Origin of the sequence: Kluyvera sp. (assembly GCF_047971185.1) — a bacterium.
GTDB lineage: Bacteria > Pseudomonadota > Gammaproteobacteria > Enterobacterales > Enterobacteriaceae > Kluyvera.
Window position 1 is genome coordinate 12007 of the sequence record NZ_JBKDZH010000030.1, and the last position, 21766, is coordinate 33772.

The 21766-nt window shown below is 57.8% G+C and carries 14 protein-coding genes and 1 pseudogene; 7 read left to right on the plus strand and 8 right to left on the minus strand.

All coding sequences use genetic code 11. From position 1 onward, the window contains the following. Positions 1–40 precede the first annotated feature (40 nt). Both hydA and arcC read left to right on the plus strand, forming a co-directional pair. Positions 41–1447: a dihydropyrimidinase gene (gene hydA, locus ACK5JN_RS07195; RefSeq protein ID WP_416869524.1), complete on the plus strand. Its 1407-nt coding sequence runs from the start codon at positions 41–43 to the stop codon at positions 1445–1447. A gap of 12 nt (positions 1448–1459) precedes the next feature. Then, on the plus strand, positions 1460–2392 hold the full coding sequence (arcC, locus tag ACK5JN_RS07200) for a carbamate kinase (protein ID WP_416869525.1): 933 nt from the start codon (positions 1460–1462) through the stop codon (positions 2390–2392). 49 nt (positions 2393–2441) lie between these two features. On the opposite strand, the gene yqeB is transcribed toward arcC, so the two are convergent. Both yqeB and yqeC read right to left on the minus strand, forming a co-directional pair. Beyond that, the gene (gene yqeB, locus ACK5JN_RS07205; RefSeq protein ID WP_416869526.1) at positions 2442–4067 is read right to left on the minus strand and encodes a selenium-dependent molybdenum cofactor biosynthesis protein YqeB; all 1626 of its coding nucleotides are present in this window, start codon (positions 4065–4067) and stop codon (positions 2442–2444) included. 42 nt (positions 4068–4109) lie between these two features. Further along, complete coding sequence (gene yqeC, locus ACK5JN_RS07210) at positions 4110–4868, minus strand: selenium cofactor biosynthesis protein YqeC (RefSeq protein ID WP_416869527.1); 759 nt, start codon at positions 4866–4868, stop codon at positions 4110–4112. Between the two features lie 32 nt (positions 4869–4900). Here yqeC and ACK5JN_RS07215 point away from each other — a divergent pair, with 32 nt between their 5' ends. The 3 genes and pseudogenes from ACK5JN_RS07215 to ssnA all read left to right on the plus strand — a co-directional run bounded on the left by ACK5JN_RS07215 (position 4901) and on the right by ssnA (position 10100). Then, entirely contained in the window at positions 4901–5485 is a 585-nt protein-coding gene (locus ACK5JN_RS07215) for an NTP transferase domain-containing protein (protein ID WP_416869528.1), read from the plus strand. 255 nt (positions 5486–5740) lie between these two features. Next, positions 5741–8812: a putative selenate reductase subunit YgfK gene (ygfK, locus tag ACK5JN_RS07220; RefSeq protein WP_416869529.1), complete on the plus strand. Its 3072-nt coding sequence runs from the start codon at positions 5741–5743 to the stop codon at positions 8810–8812. After that, positions 8809–10100: pseudogene (ssnA, locus tag ACK5JN_RS07225) on the plus strand (putative aminohydrolase SsnA). Before ygfK ends, ssnA begins: the two are co-directional and overlap by 4 nt. 45 nt (positions 10101–10145) lie before the next feature. On the opposite strand, the gene ACK5JN_RS07230 reads toward ssnA, so the two are convergent. The 4 genes from ACK5JN_RS07230 to ygfT all read right to left on the minus strand — a co-directional run bounded on the left by ACK5JN_RS07230 (position 10146) and on the right by ygfT (position 13423). Further along, complete coding sequence (locus tag ACK5JN_RS07230) at positions 10146–10628, minus strand: GNAT family N-acetyltransferase (RefSeq protein WP_416869530.1); 483 nt, start codon at positions 10626–10628, stop codon at positions 10146–10148. Beyond that, positions 10619–10903, minus strand: coding sequence for a DUF1778 domain-containing protein (locus ACK5JN_RS07235; protein ID WP_416869531.1), 285 nt, complete (start codon positions 10901–10903; stop codon positions 10619–10621). Before ACK5JN_RS07235 ends, ACK5JN_RS07230 begins: the two co-directional genes overlap by 10 nt. Positions 10904–11021: 118 nt before the next feature. Beyond that, positions 11022–11486, minus strand: coding sequence for a 4Fe-4S dicluster domain-containing protein (locus ACK5JN_RS07240; RefSeq protein ID WP_416869532.1), 465 nt, complete (start codon positions 11484–11486; stop codon positions 11022–11024). After that, on the minus strand, positions 11483–13423 hold the full coding sequence (gene ygfT / locus ACK5JN_RS07245) for a formate-dependent uric acid utilization protein YgfT (RefSeq protein WP_416869533.1): 1941 nt from the start codon (positions 13421–13423) through the stop codon (positions 11483–11485). Before ygfT ends, ACK5JN_RS07240 begins: the two co-directional genes overlap by 4 nt. A 475-nt stretch (positions 13424–13898) precedes the next feature. Between ygfT and ACK5JN_RS07250 the strand changes: the two genes are divergently transcribed. Both ACK5JN_RS07250 and fdhF read left to right on the plus strand, forming a co-directional pair. Beyond that, positions 13899–15371: a nucleobase:cation symporter-2 family protein gene (locus ACK5JN_RS07250; RefSeq protein WP_416869534.1), complete on the plus strand. Its 1473-nt coding sequence runs from the start codon at positions 13899–13901 to the stop codon at positions 15369–15371. Between the two features lie 143 nt (positions 15372–15514). Further along, on the plus strand, positions 15515–17668 hold the full coding sequence (fdhF, locus tag ACK5JN_RS07255; RefSeq protein WP_416869564.1) for a formate dehydrogenase subunit alpha: 2154 nt from the start codon (positions 15515–15517) through the stop codon (positions 17666–17668). Positions 17669–17713: 45 nt separating this feature from the next. Here fdhF and ACK5JN_RS07260 read toward each other — a convergent pair whose 3' ends face one another. Next, complete coding sequence (locus ACK5JN_RS07260) at positions 17714–18172, minus strand: (2Fe-2S)-binding protein (RefSeq protein ID WP_416869535.1); 459 nt, start codon at positions 18170–18172, stop codon at positions 17714–17716. 43 nt (positions 18173–18215) lie between these two features. Continuing rightward, on the minus strand, positions 18216–21422 hold the full coding sequence (locus ACK5JN_RS07265) for a molybdopterin cofactor-binding domain-containing protein (protein WP_416869536.1): 3207 nt from the start codon (positions 21420–21422) through the stop codon (positions 18216–18218). Positions 21423–21766 lie beyond the last annotated feature (344 nt).

Genomic DNA, 21766 nt, shown 5'->3' on the forward strand with positions numbered 1-21766 from the left:
CTATTCCTCCCGCCGTTCGCGGCGGGAGTCTGGAGTTTATATGCGCGTACTGATTAAAAACGGCACCGTCGTTAACGCCGACGGACAAGCCAGACAGGACCTGCTGATTGAAAACGGCCTGATTAGCCAGCTGGCCGAAGAGATAACCGTTGAACAACCCTGCGAAGTGATTGACGCCAGCGGCTGCTACGTGATGCCCGGCGGCGTGGATGTGCATACCCATTTCAATATTGATACCGGCCTGGCCCGCAGCTGCGACGATTTCTTTACCGGCACCCGCGCGGCGGCCTGCGGCGGCACCACTACCATTGTCGATCATATGGGATTTGGCCCGGCGGGCTGTCGTCTGCGCCATCAGCTGGAAACCTACCACGGCTACGCCGCCTACAAAGCGGTGATCGACTACAGCTTTCACGGCGTGATTCAGCATATTAACCACGCGATCCTCGATGAAATTCCCATGATGGTCGACGCGGGGATCAGCAGCTTCAAACTCTATTTAACCTACCAGTACAAGCTGAGCGATGACGACGTACTTCAGGTGATGCGCCATCTGCACGCCGCCGGCGCACTGACCACCGTGCACCCGGAAAACGACGCGGCCATTGCCCGTAAACGCTCGGAGTTTCTGGCGCAGGGAAAAACCGCGCCGCGCTATCACGCCCTGAGCCGGCCGCTGGAGTGCGAAGCGGAGGCTATCGCCCGCATGATTAACCTCGCGCAGCTCGCCGGTAACGCGCCGCTGTACATTGTGCACCTGTCGAACGGGCTGGGGCTGGAATACCTGAAGCTGGCCCGTTCGCGTCATCAGCCGGTATGGGTGGAAACCTGCCCGCAGTATCTGCTGCTCGACGATCGCTGCTATGAACGCGAGGATGCGCTGAAGTATCTGCTCAGCCCGCCGCTGCGCAACGCCAGCAATAACGACGCGCTGTGGTGCGGGGTGAGCGACGGCGACATCGATGTAATGGCCACCGACCACTGTGCCTTTTCGATGGCTCAGCGCCAGCATTTATCCAACGGTGATTTTAGCCGCTGTCCGAACGGCCTGCCGGGGGTGGAAAACCGTCTGCTGCTGCTGTTCTCTCACGGCGTAATGACCGGACGCATTACCCCCGAGCATTTCGTTGCGCTCACCAGCGCCAACCCGGCGAAGCTGTTCGGCCTGTGGCCGCAAAAAGGCGTGCTGACACCGGGGGCAGATGGCGACGTGGTGATTATAGATCCGCGCCGCACCACCACCATTCGTCACGAAATGCTGCACGACAACGCCGACTATTCGCCGTGGGAAGGCTTTATCTGCCAGGGCTCGATTCGCCAGACGCTATCGCATGGCCGGGTGATCTTCAGTAACGGGACCTTCAGCGGCGTCGCCGGTCAGGGCCGTTTTCTGCGCCGCGCGCCCTTTTCTTCCGCTGCCCTTCCCATAAGCGGCATGCCATCTTAAAGAGAGGATTTCATGAGTAAAAAAATCGTACTCGCGCTGGGCGGAAACGCACTGGGCGACGATCTGGCCGGGCAAATGCAGGCCGTTAAACAAACCTCACAGGCCATCGTCGACCTGATTGCACAGGGTCATCAGGTGGTGGTAACCCACGGTAACGGCCCGCAGGTGGGCATGATCAACCTGGCGTTTGAAGCCGCCGCCAAAACCGATGCCCATACCCCGATGCTGCCAATGTCGGTATGCGTGGCGCTGAGTCAGGGCTATATCGGTTATGACCTGCAAAACGCGCTGCGCGAAGAACTGCTGTCGCGCAATATGGATATTCCGGTCGCCACGCTGATTACCCAGGTAGAGGTTGACGCCAACGATCCGGCGTTCAGTAACCCTACCAAGCCTATCGGTTCCTTCTTCAGCAAAGAAGAGGCGGAACAGCTGGCCCAAAAGGGCTACATCCTGAAAGAGGACGCCGGGCGCGGATATCGCCGTGTGGTCGCCTCACCACAGCCGATTGATATTGTTGAAAAAGAGACGGTGAAGGCGCTGATGGATGCCTGCCACGTAGTGATCACCGCCGGCGGCGGCGGGATCCAGGTGATCCGCGAGGGGAATCATCTACGCGGAGCCAGCGCGGTCATTGATAAAGACTGGGCTAGCGCGAAGCTGGCGGCGATGATTGATGCCGATATGCTTATCATTTTGACCGCGGTAGAGAAAGTGGCCATTAACTTTGGTAAGCCCAACGAGCAGTGGCTGGATAAACTCACTTTAGGCGATGCCGACCGCTTTATTGCCGAGGGCCACTTTGCCAAAGGCTCTATGCTGCCGAAAGTGGAGGCCGCAGCCTCCTTCGCCCGTTCCCGTCCTGGGCGTAAAGCGTTGATTACTGTGTTGAGCAAAGCGAAGGAAGGTATTGAAGGTAAAACCGGCACCATTATTGAAGGATAAAACCACCAAATAACGCCGGGGCCAGGCTTAGCACCGCCCCGGCGTTGGCTTATGCAGCAATCGTGCTGCGATTCTGCTGTTTAATGCGCTGATTTGTCAGCGTCATCAACGCCTCCAGTACGCCACCGCCAATCGCCCTCGCCTTATCCGATACGCTGGTGTAGTCCGCCTTATCGCCGCGGGGGTCGATATCGCTGATTTTAAAACCAATATCCACCACCAGACCATCGTTCAACAGCCCGCGCACCATGCCGCTGAGGGGTGCCCGAATCTCAGCCTCGCCGACGGTGGCAATGACATCGCCCTCGTTGACGATGTCGCCCAGCTTCACGCAAGCACGCATGATGCCCGCGCCCGGTGCGCGGATCACCCGTTTGGCGGTATGACCCATAATGTTTCCCGGTACGCCGGTGTTGTCCTGCGCGCGGCCCTGGTAGATAACCTGCCCCAGCCAGTGGCCACGGTTGGTTTCAATCACCGCGTGACAGTCGGTACCGGCGCAGAAACCCGGTCCCAGCGCAATCACCGACGGCGCCAGCCCGCAGTGGGTGCCCAGATTTTCTTTGGCGAGGATCGCATCCACCACGCAGCCAGGATTCAGCTCGCGCAGCGATTCACACAGCGGATCAACCAGTACCGGAATCGCGCCGTTATCCGCCACCCGTATCGCCTCCTGAACGGAATCCACGCGGCGCGCGGTCACGCCCTCTACCGTCATTTCTCCGTCAAACACCGCCTGGACGAAGGCCACGGTGCGGCGGATGACCGTCGGTTTTTCCACCTCCAGCATCACCACCTTAAACCCGGCGTGCCACAGCCGCAGCGCCACGCCCGTCGCGATATCGCCCGCCCCGCGAATGGCTACCCGCAGCGGCTGCGTGGGCGAGTCGCTGGCCATCATCAGCCCGCCGGGAGCGTGATTTTTGACCTGTAAGATCTCCGCCAGCACGCTGATGGCGATTTCATTCGGCGTCTCTGCGCCAATGTTGTAGCCCACCGGCGCGTGTAGCCGGGCAATATCCGTCTCGGCAACGCCGTTTTCGCGCAGCTGGCGTAAAAAAACCTGTACCTTGCGACGGCTGGCCAACAGACCCAGCCAGGCAACCGGCTGAGTGACCAGCTTATCGAGCGCTTCGCGATCCTGGTTATTGGTGGCGATCAGCACATAGTTATCCGGCTGCACGGCCAGCTTCTCAACGGCAGCGCCAAAGCTCTCAGCGTGGACCAGTTGGGTTAACGGCGGGAAACGCTCGGGATTGAGGCTTTCCGGGTAAATATCCGCCACCGCGAGTTCAAAGCCGAGCAGCGCGGCGCTATGGGCTACCGCACGATTGACATGCCCGGCGCCAATCAACACCAGCCTGGGGCGCAGACCGTGAACGCTGATATACACCGACATCGCGCCGCCGCAGTCCGAGCCCACCGCATCGGCCCCGGTGCGCGCCATTCGGCCATGAAACATGCGCGAGGCCTTTTCACGCAGGGCATTGAGCGCTTCATCAATCACCCGGCGCTCGACCATGCCGCCGCCGATGGTACCCACAATGCTGCCATCATCGCGTATCAGCATCTGCGCGGAATGTCGGGGAGTGGAGCCACGGCTGTCGACGATCTGCGCCAGCGCGAACGGACGATTTTGTGCTTCGAGTCTTGCCGCTTCTGAGAAAATATTCATAACAACCTCAAATGGATATCCCTTCATTACCCCGGAATGGAGTCACTTTCTCACTCGTCTGCGCGTAATCGCCGGGTGCGACTGAACCGAACCGGCCCAGATGGCGTCGACGTCCTTTCTCATTATCATATCGCCAGGCGGCAAATTCTCATTTTGAGAAAGTTGGTTCAGCAGCCAGATACGCCGGCAGCCCGTCGGCGCGCCTTTGAACGCCCCTTGCGGATGCTGTACCAGGCGATGCAGCATCGGCCACGTCAGCGCCTCATGCGCTACGGCACCGGTGATGCGGGAAAAAAGTGGCCAGCGGTGGACAGCGGCTGGCCCAATCGGTTTTCCGAGCATCCCTGCCCCTGTAATGGCAACTACGCAACAACAGGATTGAGGGATGCAAGGTTCGTGCACATCCGGCGCTTTAAGTGCAAAACCGTGAGCGCCGTCAGCTTCTACCAGCACCACGTCCACCCGACCGCTCGCCATCAGCGCGTCCAGCTGGGCTGGCGTGAAGCCTCTGACCTTTCCTTCCCCCGGTAGCCAGGCTGAAAAACACGCCTGTAGCGGCCGCTGCCACACGGCGGCGGGCAGCGCCAGCGGGTCGCGACAGAGCGTCACCGGCAGCGCGTGGGGGACAAACATGTGGGTGGTGGTGGTCAGCAGCACGCGTCGCCCCGCCTGCTGTAACAGCTCGGCCAGCCAGAATAAGGTGCTGGTTTTGCCGCCCGCTCCCACGGCGGCAATCAGTAAAGGGCTGGCACTGGCGTTTAAATCACATAACAGCTCGTCAACGTGCGGTATATTTTCCATATTGCGCGTAATCCCTATATTCAGGAGCAAAAATGCAGGTCGATTGTATTATTACCGCCGCGGGGCTTTCTTCTCGGATGGGGCAATGGAAAATGATGTTACCCTGGCAGGATGGCACAATACTTGATGCAAGTATTAAAAATGCGCGCCGTAGCTGCTCGCATATTATTTTAGTGACCGGCTTTCGCCATCCGGAACTCGCGGCACGTTATTCTTCGGTCCCTGATCTGGCGCTGATTTATAATCCTGATTTCCGCCAGGGGCTCTATTCCTCGGTGAGGGCCGGTATTCAGGCATTACGCCATGAGTACTGTTTTATCACCCACGGCGACCTGCCATGCCTCGACGATGACGTGTTTAATGATCTGTGGCAACAGCGCTTCGACGGGACGCTGATGCCGTATTACGCGGGGGTTCCCGGGCACCCCATTCTTACGTCCAGCGACAATTTGCGGCGCTGTTTACGCGGCACGCGCCACAGTTCGGTACGCCAGTGTTTGCTGACCGGCCCCTATCACCAGCTTGCGCTCAATAATCCCGCGATCGTTCTCGATATTGATACCCCGGAAGACTTCACCCGGCTTAATAACGGTGAGAATAAAATATGGCGTAAATGATATTATCACTTTGATAGGTGACCGTCTTTTTTGAGAAATAAACACAGAGCCTTCAATTGAGTGATTTTAATTCGCATTTACCAACCGTAGCGCCCTTCATTACGCCGTTTTAACTTTAGACCTCCCTCACATTTTTACACCAATTCCGTCCGGCTTCCTGATATCTGGTGTGATTGTTGCTGACCTCCCCTTATCCGTCGGAATTATCGCAATACCGACCACGTTGATTTAACAGGTAAGTCTAAGGAGAGGATTATGGGCGATATCATGCGTCCCGTTCCGTTTGAGGAACTCTTAACGCGTATTATTGATGAATACCAGAATCATCGGTCGATCTTTGGTATTCCGGAGCAGCAGTTTTATTCCGCCAACGCCCCGCATTCGGTGAGCGTGTTTGGGGAAACCTGCGCCACGCCGATTGGCCCGGCTGCCGGGCCGCATACCCAGCTGGCGCAAAACATTATTACGTCCTGGCTGACCGGCGGACGGTTTATCGAACTGAAAACGGTGCAAATCCTCGACCGTCTGGAGCTGGAAAAGCCCTGTATCGACGCCGAAGATGAATGTTTCAATACCGAATGGTCCACCGAGTTTACCCTGCTGAAAGCCTGGGATGAGTACCTGAAGGCGTGGTTTATTCTGCACCTGCTGGAGGAGATCCTGCCGCTGACGCCGGTCAAAGACGGCAAGTCGTTTATCTTCAATATGAGCGTCGGCTATAACCTCGAGGGTATCAAACAGCCGCCGATGCAGCAGTTTATCGACAATATGATGAACGCTGGGTCACAACCGAAATTTGCCCAGTACAGCGACACGCTGAGCCGCTGGCTGCGACAGCATCGGCCAGACAAAGCCGCGCTGGTGAGCCGCATTCCGGCAAAACTGGTGCAGGGTGTCACGCTCTCTACCATGCACGGCTGCCCGCCGGACGAAATTGAAGCTATCTGCCGCTATATGCTGGAAGAGAAGCAGCTGAATACCTTCGTAAAACTCAACCCGACGCTGCTGGGCTTCGCGCGAGTACGCGAAATACTCGATACCTGCGGCTTTGGCTATATCGGCCTGAACGAAGCGTCCTTTGAACACGATCTGAAAATTGGCCAGGCGCTGGAGATGCTCAAACGCCTGATGGCGCTCGCGAAAAGCAAGAATCTTGGCTTCGGCGTGAAGCTGACCAATACCCTCGGTACGGTGAATAACAAAGGCGCGCTGCCGGGCGACGAAATGTATATGTCCGGGCGCGCGCTGTTCCCGCTATCAATCAACGTCGCCGCCCTGCTGTCGCGCGAATTTGATGGCAGGCTGCCCATTTCCTACTCCGGCGGTGCCAGCCAGCTTAACATTCGCGATATTTTTGAAACCGGTATTCGTCCGATCACCATGGCCACCGATCTGCTGAAGCCCGGCGGCTACCTGCGCCTGAGCGAGTGCATGCGCGAGCTGGAACAGGCCGACGGCTGGCAGATGACGCAGGTCGACGTGAAGCGCCTGAATGCGCTGGCGGAAAAAGCGGTCAGTATGGAATATACCCAGAAGCACTGGAAGCCGGACGACCGCATTGATGTCGGTGAAAAGCTGCCGTTGACCGACTGCTACGTCGCCCCCTGTGTCAGCGCCTGTGCGATCAAGCAGGATATTCCCGAATACATTCGGCTGATGGGCGAACAGCGCTACGTCGATGCGCTGGAGCTTATCTATCAGCGCAACGCGCTGCCGGCTATCACTGGCCATATCTGCGACCACCAGTGCCAGTACAATTGTACGCGCCTCGACTACGACAGCGCGCTCAATATTCGTGAACTGAAGAAAATTGCCCTCGAAAAAGGCTGGGATGACTATCAGCGCCGCTGGCATAAACCCGCCGGTTCCGGCACCCAGCACCCGGTAGCGGTGATTGGCGCGGGGCCGGCTGGCCTGGCGGCGGGATATTTCCTTGCCCGAGCAGGTTACAGTGTCACGTTATTTGAACGCGAAGCCAACGCGGGCGGCGTGGTGCGCAACATCATTCCGCAGTTCCGCATTCCCGGCGAGCTTATCCAGCAGGATATCGACTTTGTGGTAAGCCACGGCGTTAACATTGTCTACGGCTGCGACCCACAGCTGACGGTAGAAAAGCTCCAGCAACAAGGGTTCCGCTACGTGCTGGTCGGCACCGGCACCGATAAAAACAGCGGCGTGACGCTTCATGGCGATAACCCGAACGTGCGTAAATCGTTGTCCTTCCTGCGGGATTATAACCGCGGTGATAACCTGCAGTTAGGTAAGCACGTGGCCATCATCGGCGCGGGTAATACCGCAATGGACTGTGCCCGTGCGGCCCTGCGCGTGCCGGGCGTAGAGCAAGCCACCATCATCTACCGCCGCTCGCAGCAGGAGATGCCCGCCTGGCGCGAAGAGTATGAAGAAGCGGTCCACGATGGCGTCACTTTCCGCTTCCTGAATAATCCGGAGCGCTTCGATGCCGACGGGACGCTAACCGTGCGGGTCATGGCGCTGGGCGATGTAGATGAAAAAGGCCGTCGCCGCCCGGTTGAGACAGCAGAAACCTATACGCTACAGGTCGACACGCTGATTACCGCCATCGGCGAACAGCAGGACGGCGAGGCGCTGGCCGCGATGGGGATTCCGCTGGACGCGAACGGCTGGCCGGAAGTCAACGCCGACGGGGAAACCCGCAAACCCGGTGTATTCCTGATTGGCGACGTACAGCGCGGACCTTCTTCGATTGTTTCCGCCATTGGCAATGCCCGTCGGGCGACGGACACCATTCTGGCGCGGCAGAATATCCGCAGCCACCACGGCGACAAACGCTGGAATAATGTCGATCCTGCCGAGGTGTACCGGCGTAAAGGCGCGATTGTGGTCGCCAATGTAGGCAAAGACGATCGCGACGCCTTTGTCGCTCAGGAAGCCGCACGCTGCCTGGAATGCAACTACGTGTGCAGCAAATGCGTAGACGTTTGCCCGAACCGCGCCAACGTGTCGATTGCCGTCCCGGGATTCGAAAACCGCTATCAGACCCTGCACCTCGACGCTTACTGCAACGAATGCGGCAACTGCGCCCAGTTCTGCCCGTGGCAGGGCAAACCGTACAAAGACAAAATCACCGTCTTCAGCCTGCCGCAGGATTTCAGCAACAGCAGCAATCCAGGCTTTCTGGTCGAGGGGAATCGCGTCCATATTCGTCAGAATGAACAAACCTGGCTGCTGACCCTCGACGACCATGGGGAGTTCAATCAGATACCACCGCAGTTGAACGCCATGTGCCGCATCATCAGCCATGTCCATCGTCATCATCACTATCTTCTGGGGGCCGTTGAAGTATGAGCCAGTTACTGCTGAAAAATGCCACCATCGCCCAACTCTATCCGGCAATGGTGCAGGAAAATGTCGATATCGTGATTGAAAATACGGACATCATCGCGGTTGGGCACGATCTTTGCCATCACTACCCACAGGCAACAGTCAAAGAGATGCACGGCAAGTTGGTGATGCCGGGGATGGTCTGCTCACATAACCACTTCTATTCGGGATTATCGCGCGGTATCCAGGCCAATATCGCCCCGAGCCCGGACTTTATCTCCACGCTGAAAAACCTATGGTGGCGGCTGGACCGCGCGCTGGATGAAGAATCGCTGTACTACAGCGGGCTTATCTGCGCCATGGAGGCGATTCGCAGCGGCTGTACGGCGGTCATCGACCATCATGCCTCACCAAACTACATTGCCGGCTCGCTGAGCCAGCTGCGTAACGCCTTCCTGAAGGTGGGCCTGCGCGGCATGACCTGCTTTGAAACCACCGATCGCAACGGCGGCCAGCAGGAGCTGCAGGCCAGCGTGGAAGAAAATATCCGCTTTGCTCGCGAAATTGACCGCGCCCGGGAAGCGGGAAAAGAGCCCTACCTGGTTGAGGCGCATATCGGCGCGCACGCGCCGTTTACCGTTACCGACGCGGGCTGCATATCCACGCGGCGGAGGACAGCTACGACGTGTCCCATAGCCATCATCACTACGCGAAGGATCTGCTGGTTCGCCTCGCGGAGTTTGAGCTGCTCGGCCCTAAAACGCTGATCGCACACGGTCTGTATCTCTCCGACGCCGATATTGCCTTACTCAATGAACACGACGGTTTCCTGGTGCATAACGCGCGTTCAAACATGAATAACCACGTGGGCTATAACCACAAGCTCACCGCCTTCCGCAACCTGGCGCTGGGCACCGACGGCATCGGTTCCGATATGTTTGAAGAGCTGAAGTTCGCCTTCTTCAAACACCGCGACGCCGGTGGCCCGCTCTGGCCAGACAGCTTTGCCCGGGCGCTCAGTAACGGCAACACCCTGCTCAGCCGCAACTTCAATGCGCAGTTCGGCCGTGTTGCTGCGGGATATAAAGCGGATCTGACCATCTGTGATTATCTGCCGCCTACCCCGTTAATGGCGGAAAACATCGCCGGGCATATCGCCTTTGGTATGGGAGCCAGCAGCGTGCACAGCGTGATGGTCAACGGCGTGATGGTCTTTGAAAACCGTGAGTTTACCTTCGACTGCGAGCCGATTTTTGCCGAGGCGCGTAGGGTGGCGGCGAAGATGTGGAAACGGATGGATGGACTAGACTGATCCACAACGTCAGGCCCGGTCGCGCACGCTGACCGGGCCAACAGACTAAATCTTATAAAACAGCGTGTTGGTCGCAATGGGCGACGGCACAAAGCCAAAATATTGGTAAAACTCGCGGGCCTTATCATCGATGGCGTGCACCATCACCGCTTTAATACCGACCTGATCGGCCAGGCTGCTCACCCGCATTACAGCATCGCTGAGTAACCATTTACCGAAGCGGTGCCCTTGAGTACAAACATCGACGGCCAGACGTCCCAGTAAAATGACAGGCACCGGATCCGGCATATTTTGCCGTAGGCTGCGACCCAAATCGACATGGCTGACGGATCCTGTGGCAATCGAATAATAGCCCACCACACGCTTCGTTCCTTCCAGACAGATAACAAACGTGCGTGACGCATTCAGAGCCTGGTTTTTCATGGCGCGGCGGCGGAGCCAGTCGCTCAGCACATCATTTCCACAATCGAAAGGCTGCAGTATATGCGCTTCTGTCAGCAGTTCAGGTGCCGTAACGCCTATTTCCATTCAGGTTTGACATCCTGCAAACGCTGGCGCCCTTCACGATTTTGTACCGGGGCTTCCAGTTGTTCAATGAACGCCTGATAACGGGCATCGTCCAGCACGAAGACGCGCTGATCCAGAATAATATTCTGCGCCTCATGTACTGCATGTTCGACAATAAAATCGGTTCTGTTCTTGCTGACCAGGCTCGCGGCGTAATCAATGACCGCACGTTCTTCTTCAGTCACGCGCACGTTAATCTGTTTATCGCGCGTCGATTTACGGATGGTATTGTGCATCGTACCCTCCTTAGGTAACAAATTGCTATACAGCGATAGTATACGTGATGGGTAGCAAATTGCTATACAGATCGTGACGCGTGGCCGCCGGGGAAACCCGTTATCCCCGGCAATCACGTCAGAATGCGGTGGTGACCTTGCGCTGCTTTTGCATTGCCGCCAGCGCCTCGCCGGTGATTTTGCTTAACGCTGAGGTTGGACAGACGTCAATACAGGCCGGGCCGCGCTCGCGCCCGTGGCAGAGATCGCACTTCACAATGGTGGCCGACTGACTTTTGCTCACCGCTACGCTAATCACGCCAAACGGACAGGCTACCACGCAGCTCTGGCAGCCGATACAGCAGGAGTCATCGGCTTCCACCCGTTCATCCCCCATGCTTAATGCGCCTACCGGGCATGCCCCCACGCAGGGAGCATTTTCGCATTGATGGCACATGACCGGCACGCTAAGCGTATCCAGCCGCAGCACCGTTAAGCGCGGCGCGAACGCCGCGTGTTCTGTGGCATGCTCCAGTGCGCAGGCTATCTCACAGGTGCGACAGCCGATACAAGCCGCTGGATTTGCCATGATAAAGCTCGTCATGCCACCTCCTTGCTGTTAAACAGCGTTAGCATTTCACTGGCCGCCTGACGCCCCGCCACCATCGCCGTGACCACCAGGTCAGCGCCGTGTACCGCATCGCCGCCGGCAAAAATCTTGTCGTTACTGGTTTGCGTCGTGCCGCGACCGCTGCCGCCGGTGCGAATTTGCCCCCAGCGATCCAGCTGTACGCCGTGGCCGCGCAGCCACGGCATATCGTGTGCCTGGAACCCAAATGCCATGATCAGCACATCCGCCTGGAGCTCAAAGCCGGAGCCCACAATCGGTCTTGGGCGGCGACGGCCATCCGGCCCCGGCTCGCCCATGTCGGTGCGGATCATACCAACCGCGCTAACCTGACCCTTGCGGTTGCGCTGGATATACTGCGGCTGGACGTTGAACTGGAATTCCACGCCTTCCTCCCGCGCGTTAACCACCTCTTTTTTAGACCCCGGCATACTCAACTCATCGCGACGATAGGCGCAGGTCACGCTCGCGGCCCCGCGGCGTACAGCCGTGCGCAGGCAGTCCATCGCCGTATCGCCGCCGCCGAGCACCACTACGTGCTTGTCCTGAATATCAATAAGCGGATACTCCGCGCTCTCTTCCAGCCCCATCACCTCGCGGGTGCTGGCGATCAGGAACGGCAGCGCCTGGATCACGCCCGGCGAGTCTTCACCTTCCAGCCCCGCCGCCATCAGGCCATAGGTGCCGACGCCCAGGAACACCGCATCGTAGTTGGCGACCAAATCGTTAAAGTCGACGTCGCGCCCGACCTCGTGGTTCAGATGGAACTGAATGCCCATTTCGCTGAAGATCGTCCGACGCACGCCGAGAATCGCTTTATCCAGTTTGAAGGGCGGGATGCCGAACGTCAGCAGCCCGCCGATTTCCGGATGCTTATCAAAGACATCAACCTGCACGCCGGCGCGCGCCAGAATATCGGCGCAGCCCAGCCCTGCCGGCCCCGCGCCAATAATGGCGACCCGCTCCTTGCGCGGCGTCACGTCAACCACCTGCGGGCGCCAGCCCATCGCCAGCGCGGTGTCGGTGATGTAGCGCTCGAGATTACCAATTGCCACCGAGCCGCCCTCATTTTTCAGCGTACAGGCCCCTTCACATAAACGATCCTGCGGGCAGACGCGGCCGCAAATTTCCGGCAATGTGCTGCTCTGGTGGCACAGCTCGGCCGCTTCAATGATTTTTCCTTCATTCACCAGGTGAATAAAATCCGGAATGTGGTTATGCAGCGGGCAGGTCCAGTTGCACCAGGCCTTCTGCGCGCAGCTCAGGCAGCGCTCGCTCTCATATTCCGCTTCTGCGCAGCCCAGGCCGTAGTAAATCTCCTCGAAATGCGTTTTGCGCAGCGCGGCGTCGACCTTTTTCGCCCCCACGCGCGGAGGTTTGGCGAGGAACATTTCGCGATGGCTCCGCTGGCGCGGCTGCACCGGCTGCCCGAGCACGGTACGCGTCTGGCGCTCACGGCGGATTTTTTCGAGCTGTTGCTCATCCATCAGGCGCAGCGCCTGCGTTGGGCAGGTAGCCACGCAGGCCGGCTGCCCGCTGGGATGTTCACTGCACAGGTCGCATTTTTGCGCCAGCTGCGGCGCGTCCTCATTGGCAGCGACCATTTCGATAGCCCCGAACGGACAGCTGATGACGCAGTTTTTACAGCCAATGCATTTTTCCTGCTTCAGCTGAATGCTGTTATTCGCGAAATAGAGCGCCTCGGTTGGGCAGGATGCGACGCAGGGGGCGTCATTGCAGTGATGGCAGGTGGAGGTACGGCTCTCTTTGCGGTGGAAAACAACCTGAATACGCGGCATGAAATCGCGTCGCTGTAGCGGCCAGTTATCCTGATGATGGGCGGTAACGCAGGCAACCTCGCAGGCATGACAACCAATACAGCGGGTGGCATCAGCCACAATAAATCGGTTCATTGGCTTCCCTTTTATTATTCAGATATTCATCAAGGGTCGCGATGCAATATTCAGGCACGTTTTTAGTTTCACGTCTGCTGGGGTTATTTTTTGCGATACAGGTCAAAAAAACCTGCCTGAAATACGATAACCTCCATAAAATCAGTTAATTAATAATTACTCTCATTTAACTTCTTCAGCGCTTTTTTATCTAATTCGCTATCACTATGAGAGATAAATACTCTCATAGTGATAGCCCGCCATTTACCGTCTTTCTTTCCCGCGTCGCTTCCTCGAATTTATATCCGGCAAGTCGTGACTGCATTCACAAAAATATTCTTTGCTTCTCTTAACGGTTAATTCTGGCACAGCTTACGCATAGTTATCGCCGTGCGCGCAACACGCTGATGACGACATCAGTTCAGGGAGGCAACCGCCTTCGAATCGTAACTTTCGCGCTGACTAAGGCGAAAGTCGTACAGGAGATAACCACTTCATGAAAGATTCTGCCATTCCTGCCTCACGCTCGACGGCATCAACCGCGCCGGTCGATGAGGTTTTGCCAATTACGCAAATGATTCTCTACGGGCTACAGCACGTGCTGGTAATGTACGCCGGCGCGGTGGCCGTTCCTCTGGTGGTGGGCAACGCCGTTGGCCTGCCCGCCGAGCACATTATTCTGCTGATCAGTGCCGACCTGTTTATCTGCGGCGCGGCCACCATCGTGCAGTCGATGGGGATTCGCCCCTGGCTCGGCTGCCGTTTGCCGCTGATTCAGGGCTGTACCTTCGCCGCGCTGATCCCGATGGTGCTGATTGGCAAAGAGTACGGCATCGGCGCCATTTCCGGTTCGGTGATCGTCTCGGGGATCTTTATCCTCTGCTGCGCGCCGTGGATTAGCCGCCTGATTCGCTTCTTTCCCAAGGTGGTGATGGGCGGTATCGTCACGCTGATTGGGCTGTCGATCATGCCGGTTGCCGGCGGGTGGATCGGCGGCGGAAGCAGTGAGATGGAAGGCTTCGGCGACCTGTTTTCCCTGCTGATGGCTGCGATCACGCTGGTCATCATTCTCAACCTGTACACCTTCGCTACCGGGGTGGTCAAAAACACCGCGGTGCTGATCGGGCTGATTATTGGCACCATTCTCTGGAGCTTCTTCAAACCGCTCGACTTTCATCTGGTGAACGCTACCCCGTGGCTGCACCTGCCGTCGGTGATGCAGTTTGCCCGGCCGGAGTTTCATATCGTACCCGTCGCCCTGCTGTCGATGGTGATGGTGGTGGTGATGGTGGAAACCATGTCCTCCATTATGGCTACCGGCGATATTGTCGGTAAGAAAGTCGATGCCACCATGCTGCGCAACGGTCTGAACACCTGCGGGCTGGCCACCACCATTTGCGGTTTCTTCAACCTCTTCCCCTACGCCGCCTTTGCGCAGAACGTCGGATTAATCGGCCTCACCGGCGTACGCAGCCGCTTTGTGGTGTCGGTCTCCGGGGCAATTCTCATTTTGATGGGCGTGTTCTCAAAAATGGCCGCGCTGGTGGTGCTGATCCCCAAACCGATCCTCGGCGGTGCCGGGATCGTGATGTTTGGCATGGTCGCCGTCTCCGGTATTCGTACCCTGGGACAGGTCAACTACCGTAACAATAACAACGGCATGGTGGTAGCGCTAACCCTCGGCCTGGGCATGATGCCGGTGCTGGTGCCCAACCTGTTTACCCAGTTCCCGCCGATGATGCAGCTGTTCCTGCACAGCGGTATCACCATCGGGACGCTCACGGCCATCGTTGCCAACCTGACGCTCAACGGCAGCGTGCCGTTGCGTATTTCACACGATATTCCGGAACCCGACCCGCTGCCGCCAAGCGCCGCGGCGCGAAATATGGCGGTACGCACCGTGCGTATGTGGCTGCTGCTGCGCAAGGTGCAGAAGGGTCAACAGCCGCAGCACAGCGCGGGGGAATGATGCAAAACCGGCTTCTTCTGGCGCTGCTGGCGCTGGCGTTAATGACCATTCCCGCCGTCCAGCAGGCCATTGCCTTTGGGGTCAGCAGCCGCTTTGATTTTGGGCTGCTGTTTTAGGATGTCACCATTATCTGGAGAGTCATGATGAAGAAAGTGACTACCGTCTGTCCGTACTGTGCCGCTGGCTGCAAGCTGCAGCTGGTGGTTGAGGACGGGCAGATCGTACGCGCCGAGGCGGCGATGGGCAAAAATAACCAGGGTACGCTATGTCTGAAAGGCTACTACGGCTGGGATTTTGTCCACGATACCCGCATTCTGACGCCGCGCCTGCAAACGCCGATGATTCGTCGCCAGCGCGGCGGCAGGCTGGAAGCGGTGTCGTGGGATGAGGCGCTGGATTACGTCGCCACGCGGCTTAGCGAGATCAAAGCGAAATATGGCCCTGATGCCATTCAAACCACCGGTTCTTCGCGGGGTACGGGCAACGAAACCAACTATGTGATGCAAAAATTCGCCCGCGCGGTCATCGGCACCAATAACGTTGACTGCTGCGCGCGCGTCTGACACGGCCCTTCGGTTGCAGGTCTGCACCAATCGGTCGGTAACGGCGCTATGAGCAATGCCATCACCGAAATTGATAACAGTGAGCTGGTGTTTATCTTCGGCTACAACCCGGCAGATTCTCACCCTATCGTCGCCAATCATGTGCTTAATGCCAAACGAAATGGCGCGAAAATTATCGTTTGTGACCCACGGCGGATCGAAACCGCCCGGGTTGCCGATATGCATCTGGCGCTGAAAAACGGCTCTAATATCGCGCTGTTAAACGCCATCGGCCATGTCATTATTGCGGAGGATCTCTACGACAAATCATTTGTGGCCCAGCGTTCTGAGGGCTTTGAAGAATACCGTAAAATCGTCGAAGGCTATCCGCCGGAGTCGGTTGAAGAGATTACCGGCGTCAGCGCGCAGGAAATTCGTCAAGCGGCGCGGATGTACGCCAACGCGGGAACGGCGACGATTCTGTGGGGCATGGGCGTCACCCAGTTCTACCAGGGCGTCGAAACCGTGCGCTCGCTGACCAGCCTGGCGATTCTGACCGGCAATCTGGGGAAAGCAAGCGTCGGCGTCAACCCGGTTCGCGGGCAAAATAACGTTCAGGGGGCCTGCGATATGGGAGCCCTACCGGATACCTATCCGGGCTATCAGTTCGTGAAAGTGGCCGAAAACCGCGAGAAGTTCGCCAGGGCCTGGGGCGTCGAGAGCCTGCCTGCGCATACCGGCTATCGCATCAGCGAGCTACCGCATCGTGCGGCACATGGAGAAGTCCGTGCGGCGTACATCATGGGGGAAGATCCGCTGCAAACCGATGCCGAGCTGTCGGCGGTGCGCAAGGCGTTTGCGACGCTGGAGCTGGTGATTGTGCAGGACATTTTCATGACCAAAACCGCCGCCGCGGCCGACGTCATTCTCCCTTCGACATCGTGGGGCGAACATGAGGGCGTTTATACCGCCGCCGACCGGGGATTCCAGCGCTTCTTTAAAGCGGTGGAGCCGCAGTGGGATCTGAAAACCGACTGGCAGATCATCAGCGAAATCGCCACCCGGATGGGTTATCCGATGCACTACCGCAATACTCAGGAAATCTGGGATGAGCTGCGGCATCTGTGTCCGGATTTCTTCGGCGCCACCTATGAGAAAATGGGTGAGCTGGGGTATGTGCAGTGGCCGTGCCGGGATGAATCACCGGCAGATATGGGAACCTCATGGCTGTTTGCCGATCGCTTCTCCACGCCAAACGGGCTGGCGCAGTTCTTCACCTGCGACTGGGTAGCGCCGATCGACAAATTAACCGAGGAGTTTCCGATGGAGCTCTCCACGGTGCGCGAAGTCGGCCACTACTCCTGCCGTTCGATGACCGGCAACTGTTCGGCGCTCTCTACGCTGGCGGATGAACCGGGCTACGCGCAGATCAACACCGCCGACGCCGCGCGTTTAGGTATTGTCGATGAGGCACTGGTGTGGGTAACTTCGCGTAAGGGGCGGATTATTACCCGGGCGAAAGTGAGCGACAGGACGAATAAAGGGGCGATTTATATGACCTACCAGTGGTGGATCGGCGCCTGTAACGAACTGGTCACGGAGAACCTTAGCCCCATCACCAAAACCCCGGAATACAAATACTGTGCGGTACGAGTAGAGGCGATTGCCGATCAGGCGGCAGCTGAACGCTATGTTGTTGAAGAGTATGCGAAGCTCAAAGCACAGCTGCGGGAATGCAGCGAGAGTCACGCGTAACCGGCGTTGGGGAGGTTTCAACCTCCCCGGCGCGCCATACCCGCGTTATGACTTTAAGGCGTGGTGGATAGAATCAAGAATCGGCTGGTAGCCGGTGCAGCGACAAATATTCCCTTCCAGTACATCCTTCAGCTGTTCATCGCTCGGCTGCGGCACTTCTTCCAGCAGCGCGGTGGTACTGACCAGTACGCCCGGCGTACAGAACCCGCACTGCACGCCGCCTTTCTCCACAAAGGCTTTCTGCAATTTTTGGGTGATCGGGTTATCGTTTAACCCTTCAAGGGTGGTGATTTCCGCCTCGTCGCACTGCTCCGCCAGCACCAGGCAGGAACAGACCGCTTTGCCGTCCATCATCACCGTACAGGCGCCGCATTCACCTATAGAGCAACCTTCTTTGGTTGCGGTGAGCTTCAGCGTGTTGCGAACTAAATCCAGCAAACGCATATTGCCTTCTACTTTGGCTTCCACCAGTTTGCCGTTGACCTTCACTTTAATGGTACTCATCGTTTTATCCTCGACAGGGCGCCAGGCGCCCTGCTTTCATTGATTATTGAGCGGATGCCTGCGCCATCATGTCGCGGAACATGCTGACAAATACCGGCTGCTTATAGGCGGCGGACCAGCGTTTGCCAATGGCGGCGTATATCAGCTTATCCAGCACCTCGCAGGCGCTATCAATGGTTTGCGGCGTGATGCGCTGCCCCAGCAGACAACGCTCAACGTCGAGCAGACGCTGCGGTTTGCTGAACAGCGCACCGTCAACCAGGCGACAGTAGCTGACGGTACCGTCAGCGGCGAACTCCAGCAGCGCGGTTAAGCTCTGACGAGTAATGTTCAGCGCGTTGCGTCGCCCCAACTGATGGTAGAAACCCTGCGCTTTTGGATGCGCTGGCGGCGGGAGGATCACGCGGGTGAGCAGCTCATCCGGCTGACGTTGGGTTTTGTAGCCCGAGAGCAGGAACTCGGCCAGCGACATGCGCCGCGTCGCGGTATGGGAACGCAGTTCAATACTGGCCTCGTAAAGAATCGATGGCGGAATCGAGTCACCGCACGGCGCGGCATTGACGATATTGCCGCCGATGGTGGCGCGGTTACGAATCTGGTGAGAGCCAACCGTGTGGCAGGCCTGCACCAGCAGCGGATAGCGTTCGCGCAGCAGCGGATGGCGGGTAATGCGGTTAAACGTGACCGCCGCGCCGATAGACACTTCATGGCTTTGCGGATCTTCCGTCACGCCGGTCAGCTCGCTAAGGCGGGAGATATCAACCAGCTTCACCGATTTGGTTTGCAGACGCCCCTGTACGATCACGTCGGTCCCGCCCGCAATGGCCGTGACACCGTCACTTTTAAGCAGCGCCAGCGCCTCATCGAGACTCTTCGGCCGCGTCACCGTGACGTCGGTGAGCCGCAGCACCTGCTTTTTGTTCTCCTGCTCAATCATCAGTTCGCTCTGGCGCGCCGGTTTTTTCAGGTTATAGCCGAGGATCACCTGCTCCAGCGTCAGCGGCAGTTTGTTAAACCGCGTGCCTAACGCGAAACTGACGGCGTTATTGATGGCGGCGGCCGCCAGTTCGGTAGCCGGTTCGCCGATCCCTTTTGCCCCCAGCGGCCCCGCTTTATCCGGGTTTTCCACCCCGATCACCGTAATGGTGGGAATGTCCTTAATGGTCGGCAGCAGGTAGCTGTCAAAGTTCTCCGACTTCACCTGCCCGTGCTCAATATTGAAATCCTCCAGCAGCGCGTAGCCGAAGCCCTGCGCGACGCCGCCGCACACCTGGCCTTCAAATCCAACCGGGTTGAGCACCTGCCCGACGTCATGCGCGGCGGTCACGTGCAGCAGGTCGGTTTTACCGGTGCTGATATTGACCCGCACTTCCGCCACCTGGCAGCCATACACCCAGGTGAAATACGGGCTGCCGCAGCCTTTTTCTTCATCCCAGTGGATCGGCGGCGGCACAAACCAGCCGTACTCGGTGAGGCTGACGCTGGCCCATTTGGTTTTATTGACCGCATCTTTAAACGCTATGCGCTGGCTATCATCCTGTTTATTGATGATAAACCCGTCCTGCCAGCAGGTATCTTCAAGGCGCGTAGCGCCGATGGTCTCGCCGACGACGCTGAGAATGCGCCGCTTAATTTTCTCCGCAGCGTCCAGAATCGCCCCGCCGCCGACCATTGTCCCGCGCGTGGCGGCCGTTGAGCCACCGTCGCCAATCACCGAGGTGGGCGGTTCGCTGAAATGAATATCGCTTATCGCAATCCCGAAGGCTTCAGCGGCGATCAGCGACATGGTGGTCTGTAGCCCCTGGCCGTTTTCCGACACCGACGTGGAGAGGTTCACGCTACCGTCCTCGTTGACCTGAATCAGCGCCGTTGAGGTATCCACCCCTTCCGCACCGATGGAGCAGCCGCGGTAGCTGAGCGCTAACCCAATGCCGTAGCGGTAGACGCCGCCTTGCTCGTTCAGCACGTGGTAATGCTTGCGCTTGGCCATAAACTCCGCCGAGGCGGCGGCCTTTTTCAGCACCTCGTGCGCCGACACCGTGTGCTGATCGAAAACCTGGCCGGTTACCGACGTATCACCCTGACGTAACGCATTGATTTCGCGTATTTCAACCGGTGATATGTTCAGATACTCCGCAATTTCATCCATCAACGATTCGTTGGCATAGACCACCTGCGGCGAGCCAAAACCGCGCATCGCCGAGGTATAGCTGTTATTGGTGTACACCGCCTTCACATCGATATGAACGTTGGGGATCGCGTACGGCCCCGCCGCCTGTACCGAAGAACGCCAGGTGACAAACGGCGATGAGGCCGCATAGCCGCCGCTGTCGGCCAGAATATCGATTTTCATCGCCTGGATACGCCCGGCGTCGTTCAACCCAACTTTGTATTTCATTTTGTACGGGTGGCGCTTGCAGCTTTCAACGATCGACTGTTCGCGGGTATAGGCGAATTTTATCGGCTTCCCGGTCAAGCGCGTCAGCAGCGCCGAACGGCAGGCCAGATGGTCAATCACATCATCTTTACCGCCAAACGAGCCGCCCATGACCGCGCGTTTGACGTTAATCTGGCTCTGCGGGCAGCCCATAAATTTGGCCACAAAGCCGCGCACCCGGTGCGGGTTCTGAATGGAGCCGGAAATAATCAGGCTGCCGTCGGTCGGGTCCAGCCAGGTCAGCACCACTTCCGGCTCAATGTAGGCGTGTTCCTGGAAGCCCACTTCATATTCTCGTTCAAGGATATGCCGCGAGTCGGCAAATCCTTTTTCGATATCGCCTTTGAGGGTGTGGTGATGCGCGGCAATATTGTCCTCGCGCTCCGGGTGAATTCGCCGCGCATCCGGTGCCAGCGCCGCTTCCACGTCGGTCAGCGGCGTATACGGCGTGTAGCGTACGCGGATTTTGTCGGCCGCTTCGCACGCCGCCTCATAGGTGGTTGCGGCGACAACGGCGATGACGTCGCCGTGAAAGACCACCTCATCTTTCACTATCGGCAAGTAATCTTTAACGATAACGCCCACCACCGGCGTGCCGGGAATATCCTGCCAGGTCGCAATCCTGACCACGCCGTCGACCGCCAGCGCGTCGCTGAGATCCAGCTCTTCAATTTTACCCGCTGGAATATCCGCATAGCGGCAGACGCCGTAGAGCATATCCGGCAGCGTAATATCATCGCCGTATATGGCGGTTCCTTTGACTTTCGCCATTCCATCCACGCGTCCTGGCGACGCTGAACGCAAAGCACACATAACGTTCCCCTTATTATCAATCCTGTAAGTAGCCCACGGGAAAAGCCCATCGCTACGTACAAATCCAAGATTTGTGCCAGAGATCAACGACGTGGCCGTCAGGGTTCGTTTTTGTGATTGTGCACGCGTAAAAGCAGCACCGTTGCGTGAAATATGTCCAGCAAAAGCGATGATGGGTGAGAATGATTCCCGTGCAGCATGGCTTTTATCAAAGTAATAATCGCTTTTTATCAAAATAATAATGGCTTAACGCGCGCAGACCGGACAGGGATTGTACAGAGAGCGTAAACGGCCGGCTAAGCGATTGACTTCGCCGCAAATAGTACGAAAATGTTCTCCACTCG